Raw genomic sequence first — 15,484 nt, 5'->3', positions numbered from 1 at the left:
GGGGGAAGCCAACCGGTCCCTCAGGGAGCGCTGCTGGGAATCACGCAGTTCTTCGGCTGGGGTTGGCCGGTGGGCCAGCCCAGGCCGACGAACTTCAGCTTGCCAAGTCCTTCCCGGCCCGGATCCAGCTCGACCACCGCGACCGGTTTGTCGTATGCGTTTCCGCTGCTGGTCAGGCAGATCAGGCCGCTCGTGCCCTGCACCCGGTGCCGGGACTGGAGCAGCGGCCACTGCGCGCCGACGTCCGCACGGCTGGGCGCCGCCTCGGCGCTGCCCTCCTGCGCCTGGTGGAGCGCCTTTCCGATGGTGATGAGGCCGTCGTACACCAGCATCGTCCGGGAGTCCTCCAGGCTCGGGGTGGAGCCGAGCTCGATGTCCTCGTCGCGGGTGGTCTCGATGCGCTTCTTCAGCGTGTCCAGGGCCGCTTTGGGCTCGGTGAGGTACTGCGGGAGCTCCTCCTTGGCGGGTTCGCGGTCGTGGTGGGCGGTCCACTCCTTCTTCCAGTCGGCCAGCTCGGTGCGCCAGGCGTCCGGATGCGCGGGGGCGGCGTACTGCACCGTCACCTTGGCCTTGCCTCCCTCACCGCGCAGCTGTTGCCAGTCCTTCTCGGTCATGTCCTGCCGCAGCGAGGCCGCGTCGGAGCCGCTGACGATCGTGTAGTGCCGGTTCTCGCAGTCCATCTGGGCCAGTTTGAGCGCCAGGATCCGCAGATGCAGGGTGCGGCCCGCGAAGTAGATGGTGTCGGCGCCCGAGTCGCAGATGTTGTTGGCCGTCTGGGCGAACTGGTTGCCGGTCGAGCCCGGTTCGTCGATGGCCGGGGATTCGAAGGGCATCGCGGCGGGGCCGGGCGGGCCCTGCTCCTCGATGCCGCTGAACGCCTTCGCCAGCGACTCGCTGTAGCCGTCGCTGCGCTTGTCGTAGACCAGCACCGTCTTGCGGTTCTGCCGGCCCCGTTCGCCGTTGAAGTTGGCCAGCGCCTGGGCCGCGTCGTGGTTGGTGGGGATCAACCGGGCCAGACCGGGGAAGCGTGGCTTCGCCGTCCCGTCCGTGCGGTCCGCGTTCGCGATCTCGTCCCCGCTGATCCGCGAGGCGAGGACCGGGACCTTGTGTTGCGTCAGCCGCTCGACCGCCTCCCGCGTGTCATCGAGGCTGAGGTTGAAGCCCGTGACCGCGCGCAGCCGGTCCTTGGACGAGTCGGCCATCCGCAGCAGGGTGTCCACGACCTTCTGCTGCTGCTTGTAGGCCCGTCCGGGGTTGGCCAGCACCAGCCGGATCTTCGGCGGCTCCCCCTCGCCCTCGTTCGCCTGCCGCTGCCCGAGATACGCGCCCTGGAGGTCGCTGCGCATCTGCCGGCGCAGCGCGGGCTTGTCCGCCTGGAGCGGCAGCATCAGCGCCACCGTGACATGCGGGCGACCGTCGATCTTCTTGTTCTCCTCGGCGATGGCCCGGGACACTTCGTGGATCTCGGGCGTGCCGAAGTCGTAGCCCTCCCCATTGACGCCTATGCACTCGCCACCGGTCCGCTCGACCCCGTCGGCACAGGTGTCCGGCTTCTGGACGAAGGACCAGACGAGCCAGAAGCACACCGCGACCGCCCCCACCGTCAGCAGGGCATAGAGGATCTTCTTCCACCTGGGCATCCCCCGTTACCTCCTTCGACCCAGTTGCTCGGTACATGCGCAGCGCAGCAACGGCTGCTCGTTCGCCGCCAGATCGCTCCATTGAGTGGCCACCTTGCCGAGCTGCCCCGCCCCCTCGAACTCCATGATCGAGAGCAGGCCCAGCAGCTGGGCCAAGGTGCGGGCCGTCTCCTGACCGGTCGGCCTGGTCCGTTCCTCGCACAGCCACACCGCGTGCAGCAGCTGGTCGACGGTGCGGCGCAGCGCCGGTCCGGTCGCCACCACCAGGCCCTGGGCGCGCTCCCGCCGGGCGTCCGCACCACCCGGATACGGCGCCTGGGCGATCTCCAGCAGCTCCGCGCACCACTCGCGGGGGCGTCCGGGCAGCGTGGCGGCCAGATGGCCGGCCACATCGTCCGCACCGCCGGACACAAGATGGTGGTTCATACGGTGGGTGACGACCGAGCCGAACGCCTCTCCGCCCGGCGGTTCCCCGTCCGCCGCCCCTCGCCCGTAATGGTCCCGCAGGAGGTGGTGGTCGGCGTACCAGGCGGCGCCACCGGGGCGCAGCCCGTACAGCCGGTGCACCAGCATCTGGCGCAGTCCGAAGTCCCCGATGAAGTGTCGTCCGCAGCGGGGCCATCCGGTGTCGGTGAGCAGCGTCGCCACCTGGTGGGCGGTCAAGCGGTTCACATGGCCCGACTGATGATGGCGCAGCAGGACGTCGGCGCATTCCTCGTCGTGTGCCACCGACAGATGAGTGAGCAGATCCAGCCACTCGTCGCGGTGCTCGGTCGGCAGCTTCACCGGCAGCTGGTCCATGAGCAGCTCCTGAAGCAGCACTTCGGCCACCGGCCGCTCCGGGGCGCCGTCGCCGGGGAGCCGCAGCGGGGCCTCCAGCACGTCCCGGTCGTTGGCGTCCGGGGGCATCCGGAAGGCGGCCGCGGCGGCGGCCAGCCGGATCACCGTATGCGGCCGTCCGCCGCTCAGCCGCGCCACGGCGGCGTCGATACGCCGGCGGTTCGCGCCGCCCTCCGGCTCCACGCGCGTCTGTCTGCGCTCGGTCTCCCGGCGCAGCTGGTCCCCGGTGAGGAAGGGCATCCGCAGCAGCAGGGCCCCGCCGGCCAGCGGAGCCCGGTCCGGTCTGCCGTCCCCGGCGCGCGACCAGGCGGGCGGGCCGCCGTCGGCGGGACGGAACTCCGCCGCGGGCACCACCTCCTCCGGCGGCAGACCGCCGTAAAGGAAGGCGCCGCCGTCCGCCCGGCGCGCGGTGCCCACGATCACCACGCGGTCGCGCTGCCCGCCCCGGCGGTCGGTGAGCACGGCACGCAGCAGCCGTTCGCCCAGCAGCGACTCGGCGTGGTCCAGCAGCAGCCCCGGACGGCCCACCCGGCGCAGCCAGCCGGACGCCGAGGCATACGCGGCCTCGAGATCCTCGCGCAGCGCCCGGAAGAGGAAGCCCTCCGCCAGCTCCCGTGCCTCGCCGCGCGCCTGGAAGTCGGCGGCGAGATTCCGCAGCCCGTGCTGGGGCTGGCCGGCCGCGCCGGGATACCCGCCGTAGATCCGCTCCAGTTCCACCCGGCCCCGGGGCGCCAAGGACTGGAAGAGGGCGTCCAGCAGCGCGTTGCTCACCGCCGCGGAGTACGGGTCGAGCGCCTGCCCCGCCAGGGCCGCCAGCAGGTTCTGGATGGACCCGGAGACCATTCCCTTCCAGAAGTCACCTGTCCGCAGACCGGGCAGGCGCCGCTTCTGGGGGAGCCCCTCGTACCGTTCGATCTCCGTCGCGACCGCCGCGGGGGTGCCGTCCGCGGCGCCGGTCGCGATCACCGCCAGGCCGGCGAAGAGCCGGGGAAAGGCGAACGGGCCGCCCGTCCCCTGCCAGGTGCACAGCCGCCGGGCGATCTCGACCAGGGCCTCGGTCGCGGCCGCACGGGCGCCCGGCTCGGGCTCCGCCCGGTCCGCGTACACCGGTGAACCGCAGTCGAGGTAGACCACCGGCACTTTCGTCGCGAAGTGGTCCCGCACCGCGCGCAGCAGCCGTCCCTTCCCCATGCCGGGACCGCCGGTGAGCAGCACCACCGGCAGGTCGGGGCCGTACAGCGGTCCCCGGCCGGCGCCCGATGGCGACCGCCCGAGCAGACAGGCGAAGAAACCCTCCTCGCCGAGCAGCTTCTCGAAGCCCAGGTCTTCACACACGGACTCCTCCCCCGTGGAGTGTCCCGCCCTGGGTCGGGCGGATGGTGATGATGGGTCAGGAAAGAGTAATGGAAAAAATCAGCGATTCTTACGGACAAGGATAAATACCCGCGGGGAAGTTGACAGAGCTGTGGTGGTCCGTCTCCGTCGGCTGGCTGTGGTGGGTCCGGCGACCCCGCAGTAGTGCTGCACAGTCGAAGGAGTCCTCGGGGTGCTGACGAACCCGTCATCGGCACCCGTCCTTCCTGGGTTGTCCGCGTGGAGGCGGTCGGTGGGCCCAGCCGGGGTTTCGGGGCTTGAACTGATCACGTCGGTGAGGCGGAATATCGGCGGGACGGACCTTGTTGCTCGGCATTATTGATCAACAAGGAGGAGGCCCCATGCCTGCGATCCTTTGGCCCCGCGCGCTACGTTCCGGCGACCTCGTGGTCGTTACCGCGCCCTCGGGCCAGCTCGAGCCGGGTGAGGAACCACTGCTCGCCCGCGGTGTGGCGATGCTCGAGCGGATGGGTTTCCGCGTGCGGGTCAGCCCGATGGTCAACCCGGCGCGGAATCGCTGGTGGGCGTCGGGCACTCCGGCGGAGCAGGCCGATGAACTCAATGTTTTGCTCCGGGACCCGGAGGTGCGGGCCATCGTCGCGCATACCGGTGGACAGGCGACCATCGGCTATCTCGATTTGATCGATCTGGACGCGATCCGGGCCGACCCGAAACCGATCCTCGGCTACAGCGATATCTCGCTGCTGCACATGGCGTTGCACGCCAAGACCGGCCTCGTCGGCTTCCACGCCGACATCGCCACCCACGGTTTCGGTGGCGATTGGTACACGCTGGGCGACGAGGCCCGCCGCTCCGAGCTCGTCGACCTCTACACCCGTGTGCTCACCAAGGCCGAGGCGCCGGGCGTCCTGCCGGCGATGGGGGCTTGGGAAACCTGGCGGCCGGGCCGCGCGCAGGGACCGCTGTTCGGCGGTTTGCTGAACCGCCTGGTTCTGCTTCAGGGGACACCGTTCGCGCCGGCCGCCGAACGGTTCGAGGGCGCCGTGTTGTTCTGGGAGGAGGTGCAGCGGCCGGTCTCGCGGATCTGGAACGACCTGCATGCCTTGCGGCTGTCCGGTGTGCTGGACCGGATCGCGGGCATGGTGGTCGGCATCCCGACCGAGGTCACGCCCTACGAGGGTGGCGGAGAGCGCGCAGATCTACGCGACGTGGTACTCGATGTCCTGGCGCAGCGTGACATCCCGGTTCTCGCCCAGGTCGACTTCGGCCACACCTCGCCGAACCTGCCGCTGCCTCTCGGCATCCGCGCACACGTGGACGCGGACAACCGGACGCTTTCCCTGCTTGAGTCGGCGGTCGCGGAAGGCTGAGTTCCCTCAGGCACCAGAAGGCCGGTGGCGGCGGTTCGCGGAGAACGTGCGCCCGGGGCTGTTCCAGCTGATGTCCGACAGCGGGCGCCCACGGGCCGAGAAGGACGGCCTCTTCCTGGCGGCGGCCCGGGTGGAGATCCCGGTCTCCACCTCCTTCGACGGCGACGTTCCACACTGGGTTCGCGCCTCGCGGCGAGCATCGTCCAGCGCTGGTTCGGCGCACCCGGCCAGGACCCGCTGCTCGTACTGCAACGCGCGTCCGGCGAACGCCCGGAGGCGGCGGAGGCGCTGGCCGCCTTCCTCGACACGAACTCACTGGAGCCGCTCCACCGCTACCTGCGCGACAGCGGCCTGGACGATACGGAGGCCCGCAGCCGAGCCGCCGCGATCGACGCCTTCGTGCTCGGCGTCTCGACCCGCCGCCGGGTCCTGCGTTCCGAACTCGGCGACCCCGCCGATCTCCAGACCTGGCTGAGAACCACCATCCAGCGCCTCGCCGACGGGTGACACACGACAGCCAGGCGCACGGCAACTCCGCTTCCGGCCGGTACCAGCGGTCCGGTCATCGGCATCTGCCCGGCCGAGTTCGATCAGGAACGAGGCGGCCGCGGTGTCCAGCGTGACGACCCCCGTTTCGGCACGGAGGACGACTCCGCCGTGGCCGGGCACTCGGCCGGCCCCTCGGCGTCCGGCCCTGCCGCCCACGCCTCTGCCGCGGACATGCCGCCGGAGAGCGGCTTTCGGCAGACGACGTGGGGGCCGCGTACGGTAGGAGCATCCTGCCAGTGCGATCGCGGTGGCTGACACGGCCGTCACGGGCCGTCATGGCTGCCACTGTTCGCGTTCCCCGGTCACGCTTCGCCGTTCCCCACCGGGGTGGTGACGGGAGTCTGGGGTGACCACGGGTACTCCATCGCGTGAGCCACCGACCGGGCCATCTCGGCATCCTCGAGGCGGTCCACGAGATGAAGCGCCATGTCGATCCCGGCGGACACGCCCGCGCTGGTCACAATGTGTCCGGCGTCGACCCAGCGCTGCTCGGTGCGCACATCCACGCCCGGGTACCGCGACGCAAGCTCATCGAGAACACCCCAGTGAGAGGTCGCGGGGAGCCCATCGAGGAGCCCGGCCGCCGCCAAGACCAGGGAACCGTTGCAGACCGACGCCAAGAGCGTGCCCCCGGCCGCCAGAGACCGCAGCCGTGACAAGTGCCCCTGGTCGGCCCGGAGGAGATCGGTTCCGGCACCGCCAGGATGAACCAGGAGGTCCGGCCTCGGCCCATCATCGACCGCGCCATCGGGCGTGACCATCAAACCCATGCCGCAACGCACCGGCCGCCCGTCGATGCTCGCGGTGCGGACGACCACATCCCGCTTGGTCAACACCTGCCAGAACCGCAGCGTCTCCCACGGGCCGATCGCGTCCAACTCCTCAACACCGTCGAACAACAGCACGGTGACTCGATACCCAAGTGCGTCAGTCATGGTTTTTCGAACATCTCCAGGCAGAACAAACGACGTGGTCCGACACGATGTCGGACCACTCGATCCTCCAGGGCCACCACCACACCCACAAGTGGCAGAAGAGGCCGACCAGGATAGATTCCTGCCATGACCGTTCCGAGGGCATCAGGACACCCCACCCGGCCACATCGCATCGCCGTCCTCGCACTCGAGCGAGTGTTGCCGATGGAAGCCGGCATGCCGTTCCACATCCTCGGCCAGCCCGAACTGCCCTACGAACTGATGCTCTGCGGCCGCACCCCGGGCCCCGTCGAAACGCACAACGGATGGCCCCTGACCGCCACACACGGCCTCGACACCGTCAGGACCGCGGACACCGTGATCGTGCCCGCCTTCCGCGGATTCCTCCACGGCGCACCCCACGACGCGGCAGCCGCGCTACGTCAGGCACACCACAACGGCGCCCGCATCGCCTCGATCTGCACCGGAGCGTTCGCACTCGCCTCCGCGGGACTGCTCGACGGGCGACGCGCAACAACACACTGGCGCCACGCGGATGACCTCGCCCGCCTCTACCCGAAAGTCGAAGTCGACCCCGATGTGCTCTACGTCGACACCGGGAACGTCCTCACCTCCGCGGGCGTGGCCAGCGGCATCGACCTCTGCCTGCACCTTCTGCGCGGCGACCACGGCACGGCCGTCGCGAACGCGATAGCGCGAGAGATCGTCGCCGCACCACACCGGGAAGGCGGCCAGGCACAGTTCATCAAAAGACCGCCAACACCGTCGAACAAAACCGGCCTCGGCGCCACTCTGGAATGGGCGCTCACACACCTCGACAAACCACTGACAGTCGCCGACCTGGCCGCACACGCCCGGCTCTCCACCCGAACCTTCGCACGCAGCTTCGCTGCCGAAACCGGCACCACCCCGATGAAATGGCTCAACACCGCACGCATAGACCGAGCACGCGAACTCCTCGAAACCACCCACGCCACCATCAGCCACATCAGCCAAACCTGCGGCCTCGGCACCCCGGCGAACTTCCGACAACACTTCCGCCGCACCACAGGAACCACACCCAGCGAATACCGCCAAACCTTCACCACGACCTGACCGCCGCCCCCTCTCCCCATGGCTCGATCGCGTGGCCCTCGGCACACAACTGGACCACGGCAGCGCCGATGTAGCGGCTCTCCTACAGGGCACGGCATTCAAAACCAGTCCCAGCAACCCTGGTTGACCTTCCATCCCGCCCCGGTATACCCGGTGGATGGCCCCCTTCTTACCCTGGCAGATACCCCGGGCCGACTTGTGAGACAGCTCCTGGACAGTGAGCCGCTTGTGCGTCTGCCGTCGGTAGGTGTCGTCGACGGGGCCGACAACGGCGAGCAGGTGCAGGGGCTTGGCGATGCGCCCGTACTCGGCGAACGCCTACCTTAGGGGCATCTCACCTCACTGCACAGAGGCACGGACCGCCGCGCAGGGGAATCACCGAACGGACAAGCCTCATATGCACCGGCGTCACCCCCGCCCCGCCGGAGGGGCTCGGCACCGGTCAGCCTGGCAGCTCCGCCTCCACCAGGTCCGCCGCCCGCCGGGAGCCGTCCCCCGCCGCGGTTCGCTCCCGCTCCGCGGCGCACCGCGCGGCGACGGCCGGGTCGTCGGCGAGCCGCAGGACAGCGGCACGCAGTGCCTCAGCGGTGGCGTCGGCGGTGTCGAGGCACTCGGCGACACCGAGCAGGACCAGCCTGTTGGCGTTGCCGAACTGGTCGGCGGCCTGCGGCACGCAGAGCATCGGGGTGCCGGTGGCCAGGCCCTCCTGGGCGCCACCGGCCCCGGCGTGGGTGACAAAGAGGTCGGCCTGCCGCAGCACGTCCAGCTGCGGCACCCAGGAGTGCACCTCGACGTTGTCCGACAGCGTGCCCAGCTCCTGTTCGGTGACCTGCCTGCCCACCTGGAGCACCAGATGCCAGTCGGGCAGCCCACCGAAGGCGGCCGCGCAGGCGCGGTAGAAGCCGGGCTGCTTGGTGAAGTTGGAGCCGAGCGAGACCAGCGCGACCCGCTTGCCCGCGGCCGCGGCCGGGCGCCGCCAGACGCCCTGGCCCGCCCGGTCGCCCTGGCAGGCGCCGACGAAGCTGTACCGGCGGGTATCCACCCGGTCGGCATACGGCTGGAGGGCCGGGGGGATGAGGACGAGCGAACGCGGGGGGCGGCCCATGAAAGTGTCCGGGTCGGTGCCCGCGAGGCCGTTCTCGGCGAGCCAGGAGTGCCAGCGCGCGTAGTAGGCGCGGCCGCGCGCGGAGGACTTCAGCTCCCGCGCCAGCTGCGCGCCGATTTCCTCCTCATACCCCTCCCAGGGCACCAGGTTGGGGGAGAATTGCACGTAGGGCACGCCCCAACGGTGCGCGAGAACCTGTGCTGCCCAGCCGGAGATGTCGCTGAGCACCAAGTCGGGGACGTCGTCCCGGTACAGCGCGGCGAGCTGCGGGAGCGCCTGCACCGCGTCTGTCAGGAACAGCTCGGAGAGGTCGAGCCGGGTCTCGCCCCACGCCTCCGGGTCGTCCCCGGCGGCGGGCAGCGTGGACTTCCACACCCTCGGCTCGGCGCCGGTGGCGCGCACCCTCTCGACGAAGTCGCCCTCGTCGGGAATGGCGTAGCTGACCCGGTGGCCACGGGCGACCAGCTCCCGCACGATCCCCAGGCTCGGATTCACGTGACCGTGGTGGGCGATGCTGACCATGGCGAGATGGCTCATGGAGCGAACGTTAGTTGAGACAGCGCGTGTCGACAATCGTGCCCCTGCCGGGGCGCACGGGCACCGGTCCGCGGGGAGGGGTCTTGGACACTGGCCCGAAGTCCGGCTCCCGCAACTTCCCTTCATAGGGCCATCCTCACTCCTCTGTCTGTGATCTCGTGTCGCACCTCGCCCATTCAACGGCCGTCAGTTCCCGAGGAACGCACCCTGTTGGTGACCGTGTATGGCCGCCGGAGGCATAGCGGCGCCAGCTGGCTCCGGCCTCGGACGCGAGGGGGGTCGTGGTGACGTGGTGGTAGCCGAGCGCGTCGGCGACGACGGGGCGGAGGCGGGCAACCTCCAGGACCTGCCGACGGATCGCCGCGGTGCGGCTGACGGTCGTGGGGACACCGAGGTCGTTGATCGGCTCGGACAGGGCGTAGGGGTGCCATGGCTTGGCTGACCAGGTCATCGGCCGGGGAGCAGCCGGCGGAAGTCACCGTCGGTGGTGGTGTTCACGTTGTCGCGGCCGTCGATCCAGACGAGGAGGAGTGCCACGAACGGCGCGGGGACCGGGGAGGGCGGCAACGTCGGGTGAGCGCAGTGGTCGGGCACCACAGCAGGAACGGCCGGATGGTGTTCCGTTCGTGTTGGTTGTGCTCCACGTGCCAGAGGTCGATGTCGGCCTGGCCACGGGTGGCGGGCGTCTGCTCGTGACCGGCGAGCCACTCAAGGAAGGGTGCTTCCCGTCCGACCTGGTCCGTGACGTACTTGCGGCTGCCGGGGGCAACGGTCGGCGCGGGCCCGTGGCTTGGGCAGAACCTGCACAGGGTACGGGGTACGGGGTACGGCGATCACGACTCAGGGAGCATTCATGACCGATCTCGAATCAGTTCAGGTTGCTGACGGATTCTCCGTCTCCGTACCGCAGCCGAAGGACGCGCTTTTCTCCGAGATCCACTTCATCTACCACGAGGTATTCGTCGAACGCGATTATCTCAAACGCGGTATCCGGCTCTCCGACTCCGCGCGGATCGTGGACGTCGGCGCGAACGTGGGGATGTTCTCCCTGTTCGTCATGCAGGAGTGCCCGGGCGCGCGGATCCTGGCCTTTGAGCCGATCCCCGCGATCCACCAGGCGCTCCTGGAGAACCTGGACAGCCACGGCGCGAAGGACGTGCAAGTGGTGCGTGCAGCGCTCGGCCGACGGCCCGAGGAGCGCGTGAGGTTCACCTATTACCCCGGACTGCCCGGGAACTCCACGCGGTATCCGGAGCAGAAGAAGCTCAATAAGGAGCTGATCGCGGAGCAGATGGGCCACGAGGCAGTGGACCGCATCATGGGCGGCGTCGAGGTGGAGGCCGAGGTGCGTCGGCTGTCCGACGAGCTGCGCGACTGGGCGCCCGAGGGCCCGATCGACCTGCTCAAGATCGATGTGGAGGGCGCGGAGCTGGAGGTCATGGAGGGCCTCGACACCGCGGACTGGCAGCGAGTGCGGCAGTGCGTGATCGAGGTACAGGACCTGGACGGCCGCCTGGACGCGGTCCTCGGGGTTCTCGACGCCCAGGGTTTCACGGTGACGACGGAGAGCGCGGTCAACATTCCGGAAGTCTTGCGCGCTTCGATGGTGTACGCCACGCGCGAGCGCGCTCACTGAGGTTGAACTCGTGGTGTCGTGTGGATGGTCAGGTGGCTGGGAGGCGAGTCCGGTCTCTGTGAGACAGCCGTCTATGAGGTAGGGGCGGTATGGGATGCCCTCCGCAGTGTGGGAGACGTGGAACAGCCTGCCGATCAGCGTCGTGATCCGTGTTGGCGTCCATCGCCGATCCGCCGGCCCATGAGCCCGCAGGTCGTCACGTTCCAACTCCCGCTCAGCCCAGGCGATCTGAGTCTCACCCAGCTGTGCCGTCTCATGAGGTTGGCGCCACGGCCTCCGCGGCATCGGAGGCGTAGGCGGCGGACAGAGCCGAACCTGAACTCGCCAGTGCGGTGCTCCAGGTCCTCGACCTCCCGCCGGACACCGTGGGGGGGGATGGCGGCCCCGCGCCATCGGGTACCGGGGCACGTCGGACAGGACCTCCGACATCGCAGCCTTCTACAGGAAGTCCCGGCTATTGCGCAAGGTGTACGACGCTCACGTGCGCCGCTACCTGTGGGGCGGCCACTTCTGGTCCGGCTCATACTTCGCCGGAAGCTGCCGAGGGGCGCCCCCGACCGTCGTACACCAGTACATCGAGAACTCCCCGCGCCCTGAAAGGCGAAGCACTCCGCAAGATCGGAGGTAGCCCCTCTCGTCCCGGCCGAGGCCGGGCCCCCACCGGAGTTCACCCAGCACCGGGGCGGGCGAGGCCGAGGTCGTAGGCGAAGATCACGGCCTGGATGCGGTCGCGGGCGCCGATCTTGGCGAGGACGCGGCCCACGTGCGTCTTCACGGTGGACTCGGAGACGACGAAGCGGGCGGCGATCTCGCCGTTGTTCCAGCCCTTGCCGATGGCGACGAGGATCTCGCGCTCGCGGTCGGTGAGGGACGCCAGCCGCGGGTCCTCGCTCGGGTCGCTCCGGTCGGCTGGTACGTGCCGGGCGTACTCGTCCAGGATGCGGCGGGTGAGGGCCGGTGCGATGACGGCGTCGCCGCCGGCGACGGCGCGGATGCCGGCGAGGAGTTCCTCGGGGCGCGCGTCTTTCAGGAGAAAGCCGCTGGCTCCGGCCCGGAGGGCGGCGTGCGCGTATTCGTCGAGGTCGAAGGTGGTCAGTACGAGGACGCGGGAGCGGCCGCCCGACTCCACGATGCGGCGGGTGGCCTCGATGCCGTCCATACCGGGCATGCGTACGTCCATGAGGACGACGTCGGGACGCAGCTCGGCGGTCTTGCGGACGGCCTCGGCGCCGTGCGCGGCCTCGCCGACCACCTCCGTCTCGGGGATGGAGTCGAGCAGCACCCGGAAGCCGTAGCGCTGGAGCGGCTGGTCGTCCACCACGAGCACCGTGGTCATCGCGCGCCGCCCGCCTGGGGTGTCAGATCCAGGGTGGCTTCCACCGCCCATCCGCCGCCGGCCGCGGGTCCGGCGTTGACGTCGCCTCCGTAGAGCGCCGCTCGTTCTCGCATGCCCACCAGTCCGTGTCCTTCCTCGTTCCATGGTCCGGGACGCCCGGCCGGACCGTCGTCGCGGACCCGGATCACCAGCCGGACGTCCTCGACGATGACGGACAGTTTCACCGCTGTGCCGGCGCCGGCGTGTTTCAGGGTGTTGGTGAGGGCTTCCTGGACGATGCGGTAAACGGCCAGCTGCATCCCGCGATCGAGGGCGTCCACGTCGCCGACGGTCCGGTAGACCACGTCCAGGCCGGCGGTGCGCACTCCGTCGCACAGCGTCTCGATGTCCGCGAGACCTGGCTGCGGACTGAGTTCGGGCGCCCTGACGGCCCCGTCCGACGCCTCCCGCAGAACGCCGAGTACCCGCCGTAGCTCACCGAGGGCCGTGCGACCGGTGTCGCCGATGAGGTGCAGGGCCTCCTTGCCGCGTTCGGGAGCCGCGTCGGTGGCGTACGCGCCGGCGTCGGCGAGTGTGATGATGACGGCCAGGTTGTGGCCGACGATGTCGTGCATCTCGCGGGCCACCCGGGCGCGCTCGGTGGCGGCCGCGAGTCTGCTGCGCTGGTCGCGTTCGATCTCCAGGCGGGCCGCTCGCTCCCGCAGCCCGGCGAGCTGGGCCCGCCGAGTCCTGATCATCAGGCCGACGGCGAGGGCCGCCGTCGCCGTGCTCAGCAGGAAGAACAGCGCGTCCCAGACGGACACCGCCGCCGATACGCGTACGGCGACCAGGGCCATCCCCGTCGCCATGATCGCGCAGGCCCACGGCAGCTGCCGTAGCCGCCCGTGCAGGGCGAGGCTGTAGAAAGCGACGAAGAGAGCGACGTCCGCGCGCAGCGCGGCACCCAGCGACCACTGCGCGACGAACACGGCCGCGATGGCTCCGAAGGCCACCATGGGCCTGCGCCGGCGCCACAGCAGCGGCAGTACCAGGCCCGCCTGAACGAGCAGCATGGCCGGAAGGGGAAGCCGGGTGAAGGCGAGCCGGAACCGCCGTGGACCGTCGCCGTCCCCGGCGCCCCCGTGCAGCAGGTCCGGCAGGCAGAACATGAGGAAGACCAGCACCACCACCGCGGTGTCCAGCACCCATGGATGTGCCCGGTCCGCCTGCCGCAGCCGCTGGCCGCCACGGGAGAGGCGGGCGGCCAGCGGTCCCATGCCGCCGATGTCGCCGGCGGACGTGGTCGTCGTCAAGGAGGTCACCTGCCCATGGTGCAGGCGGTCAGACGTCTCGGCGCACCAGCCGGTACGCCGCCCCCGCCAGCGCCAGCGCCGTCCAGCCGAGGAAGACCAGCAGCCCGGCGGTGGGCGACAGGGTGGTGCTGTCGTGGGTCAGGGCGAACATCGACGCGCCCGCGTTGCTCGGCAGGTAGGGGCTGATGTCGCCCCTCCAGGAGCTGGGCAGCAGGGAGACGAGCCCCGGAATCAGCATCAGAGCGCCGACGAGCACCGAGATGCCGCCGGCCACCGACCGCAGCAGCGCGCCCAGGGCAGTGCCGATCACGCCGACCAGGCCGAGGTAGAGTCCGGCGCCCAGCAGGCTCCGTACGACCCCCGCGTGCGTCAGGCTCATGGCGGCGGGGGTGCCGGAGACGATGCCGCTGCCGAATCCGAAGGTGATGAACGCGCCGAGGGTGCCGACCACCAGCGCGACCAGCCCGAACACGGCCGCCTTGGACCACAGCACGGGCAGCCGACGCGGTACGGCCGCCATCGTCGAGCGGATCATGCCGGTGGAGTACTCCCCCGCCATGACCAGCACGCCAAGCACACCCAGGGCCAGCTGGGCGAAGTTGGTACCGAAGAGGGACAGGCTCACGGCTGTCGAGTCGGCGAAGTCCGGATCCACGTCACCGGAGCCGATCCCCGACTTGTAGCGGCTTGAGGCGATCAGCCCGAAGGCGACGAGGAAGAGCAGGCCCAGGCCCAGGGTGATCCACGTGGAGCGCAGCGACCACAGCTTGGCCCACTCCGAGGACAGCACGCGCTGTCCCGTCACCCGGTAGGCGGGACGGCCTGGGCCGGCCGGGGGCGCCTCGAGGGGCGCGGCCAGGGTGCTCATGCCGCTCTCCCGTCGGCCGCGAGGGTGTCGATGCCGGTCGTGGAGCCGTGGTACTCCACGGCATCTCTGGTCAGGTTCATGAACGCCTCCTCCAACGACACCGTCCGCGCACTGAGCTCGAACAGTGCGATCCCGTGCTCTGCCGCCTTCAGGCCGATCTCGCGGGCACTCAGCCCGGTTATCTGAAGCTCCTCCGAGCCGGCACGGCCTGTGATGTCGACACCAGGACCGGCCAACACCTCCCGCAGCCGGGCCGGGTCCTGCGTGGCCACCCGCACCGTGTCGCCGCCCGCCTCGCGGACGAGGTCACCCACGGTGGTGTCGGCCAGCAGCCGGCCACGCCCCACGATGATGAGATGGTCCGCCACCAGGGCCATCTCGCTCATCAGATGGGACGAGACGAACACGGTCCGGCCCTCGTCGGCGAGTCCCTTGAGCAGATTGCGAATCCACAGCACGCCCTCCGGGTCGAGTCCGTTGACCGGTTCGTCCAGCATCACCGTCTGCGGATCGCCCAGCAGCGCCGCCGCGATACCGAGCCGCTGCCCCATGCCGAGCGAGAAGGCACCGGCCCGCTTCTTCGCCACACTGCCGAGCCCCGCGAGGTCGATGACCTCGTCGACCCGGCGACGCGGAATCCCGTGCGTCAGCGCCAGCGCCTTCAGATGGTTGTGGGCCGAGCGGCCCGGGTGGATCGACTTCGCCTCCAGAAGGGCGCCGACTTCCTGGAGCGGTGCCGTGTGCCGGGCGTAGTGGTGGCCGTTGACCCTGACGGAGCCGCTGGTCGGGGCGTCGAGCCCGACGATCATCCGCATGGTCGTGGACTTCCCCGCGCCGTTGGGCCCCAGGAAACCGGTCACCGTGCCCGGCCTGACGGCGAAGTCCAGCCGGTCGACCGCCGTCTTCTCGCCGTATCTCTTGGTCAGCCGCTGTGCGTCGATCATTC

General features: G+C 70.1%; 13 protein-coding genes and 3 pseudogenes. 5 read left to right on the top strand and 11 right to left on the bottom strand.

All coding sequences use genetic code 11. The features are described 5' to 3' along the window. Positions 1-20: 20 nt before the first annotated feature. Both NQU54_RS32400 and NQU54_RS32395 read right to left on the bottom strand, forming a co-directional pair. Complete coding sequence (locus NQU54_RS32400) at positions 21-1,640, bottom strand: ABC transporter substrate-binding protein (RefSeq protein ID WP_257634126.1); 1,620 nt, start codon at positions 1,638-1,640, stop codon at positions 21-23. 6 nt (positions 1,641-1,646) lie between these two features. After that, complete coding sequence (locus tag NQU54_RS32395; protein ID WP_257634125.1) at positions 1,647-3,815, bottom strand: hypothetical protein; 2,169 nt, start codon at positions 3,813-3,815, stop codon at positions 1,647-1,649. A 380-nt stretch (positions 3,816-4,195) separates the two neighbouring features. On the opposite strand from NQU54_RS32395, the gene NQU54_RS32390 reads away from it, so the two are divergent. After that, positions 4,196-5,185: a S66 peptidase family protein gene (locus tag NQU54_RS32390; protein ID WP_257634124.1), complete on the top strand. Its 990-nt coding sequence runs from the start codon at positions 4,196-4,198 to the stop codon at positions 5,183-5,185. Between the two features lie 24 nt (positions 5,186-5,209). Next, positions 5,210-5,692 carry a TetR/AcrR family transcriptional regulator gene (locus tag NQU54_RS32385; protein WP_257634123.1) on the top strand — a complete coding sequence of 161 codons (483 nt, stop codon included), beginning with the start codon at positions 5,210-5,212 and terminating at the stop codon, positions 5,690-5,692. A gap of 344 nt (positions 5,693-6,036) precedes the next feature. On the opposite strand, the gene NQU54_RS32380 is transcribed toward NQU54_RS32385, so the two are convergent. Next, complete coding sequence (locus NQU54_RS32380; RefSeq protein ID WP_306279283.1) at positions 6,037-6,669, bottom strand: DJ-1/PfpI family protein; 633 nt, start codon at positions 6,667-6,669, stop codon at positions 6,037-6,039. A gap of 126 nt (positions 6,670-6,795) precedes the next feature. On the opposite strand from NQU54_RS32380, the gene NQU54_RS32375 reads away from it, so the two are divergent. Beyond that, complete coding sequence (locus tag NQU54_RS32375; protein WP_257634121.1) at positions 6,796-7,764, top strand: GlxA family transcriptional regulator; 969 nt, start codon at positions 6,796-6,798, stop codon at positions 7,762-7,764. Positions 7,765-7,789: 25 nt separating this feature from the next. On the opposite strand, the pseudogene NQU54_RS50265 reads toward NQU54_RS32375, so the two are convergent. The 3 genes and pseudogenes from NQU54_RS50265 to NQU54_RS32360 all read right to left on the bottom strand — a co-directional run. Beyond that, a pseudogene (locus NQU54_RS50265) lies at positions 7,790-8,082 on the bottom strand (Tn3 family transposase); the annotation flags it as partial. 124 nt (positions 8,083-8,206) lie between these two features. Then, complete coding sequence (locus NQU54_RS32365; protein WP_257634120.1) at positions 8,207-9,406, bottom strand: macrolide family glycosyltransferase; 1,200 nt, start codon at positions 9,404-9,406, stop codon at positions 8,207-8,209. A 447-nt stretch (positions 9,407-9,853) separates the two neighbouring features. Beyond that, positions 9,854-10,000 carry a peptidase associated/transthyretin-like domain-containing protein gene (locus NQU54_RS32360; RefSeq protein WP_257634119.1) on the bottom strand — a complete coding sequence of 49 codons (147 nt, stop codon included), beginning with the start codon at positions 9,998-10,000 and terminating at the stop codon, positions 9,854-9,856. A gap of 259 nt (positions 10,001-10,259) precedes the next feature. Here NQU54_RS32360 and NQU54_RS32355 point away from each other — a divergent pair, with 259 nt between their 5' ends. Continuing rightward, a complete protein-coding gene (locus NQU54_RS32355) occupies positions 10,260-11,042 on the top strand; it encodes an FkbM family methyltransferase (RefSeq protein WP_257634118.1) in 783 nt (260 codons plus the stop codon). 96 nt (positions 11,043-11,138) lie between these two features. On the opposite strand, the pseudogene NQU54_RS50575 reads toward NQU54_RS32355, so the two are convergent. Then, positions 11,139-11,321, bottom strand: a pseudogene (locus tag NQU54_RS50575) (IS630 family transposase); the annotation flags it as partial. A gap of 169 nt (positions 11,322-11,490) precedes the next feature. Between NQU54_RS50575 and NQU54_RS32350 the strand changes: the two are divergent. Beyond that, positions 11,491-11,670, top strand: a pseudogene (locus NQU54_RS32350) (transposase); the annotation flags it as partial. Between the two features lie 39 nt (positions 11,671-11,709). On the opposite strand, the gene NQU54_RS32345 reads toward NQU54_RS32350, so the two are convergent. The 4 genes from NQU54_RS32345 to NQU54_RS32330 all read right to left on the bottom strand — a co-directional run bounded on the left by NQU54_RS32345 (position 11,710) and on the right by NQU54_RS32330 (position 15,482). Beyond that, positions 11,710-12,378 carry a response regulator gene (locus NQU54_RS32345; RefSeq protein ID WP_257634117.1) on the bottom strand — a complete coding sequence of 223 codons (669 nt, stop codon included), beginning with the start codon at positions 12,376-12,378 and terminating at the stop codon, positions 11,710-11,712. Next, positions 12,375-13,634, bottom strand: a complete 1,260-nt coding sequence (locus NQU54_RS32340; protein WP_257634155.1) for a sensor histidine kinase — start codon at positions 13,632-13,634, stop codon at positions 12,375-12,377. The genes NQU54_RS32345 and NQU54_RS32340 overlap by 4 nt, the downstream gene beginning before the upstream one ends. A gap of 64 nt (positions 13,635-13,698) precedes the next feature. Continuing rightward, a complete protein-coding gene (locus tag NQU54_RS32335; RefSeq protein ID WP_257634116.1) occupies positions 13,699-14,538 on the bottom strand; it encodes an ABC transporter permease in 840 nt (279 codons plus the stop codon). Further along, positions 14,535-15,482, bottom strand: a complete 948-nt coding sequence (locus NQU54_RS32330; RefSeq protein ID WP_257634115.1) for an ABC transporter ATP-binding protein — start codon at positions 15,480-15,482, stop codon at positions 14,535-14,537. The genes NQU54_RS32335 and NQU54_RS32330 overlap by 4 nt, the downstream gene beginning before the upstream one ends. Positions 15,483-15,484 lie beyond the last annotated feature (2 nt).

The organism is Streptomyces malaysiensis subsp. samsunensis (genome assembly GCF_024519315.1).
GTDB classification, from domain to species: Bacteria; Actinomycetota; Actinomycetes; order Streptomycetales; family Streptomycetaceae; genus Streptomyces; species Streptomyces malaysiensis.
Note: the sequence above shows the minus strand (reverse complement) of the source record. Positions and strands in the feature narration are given on the sequence as shown.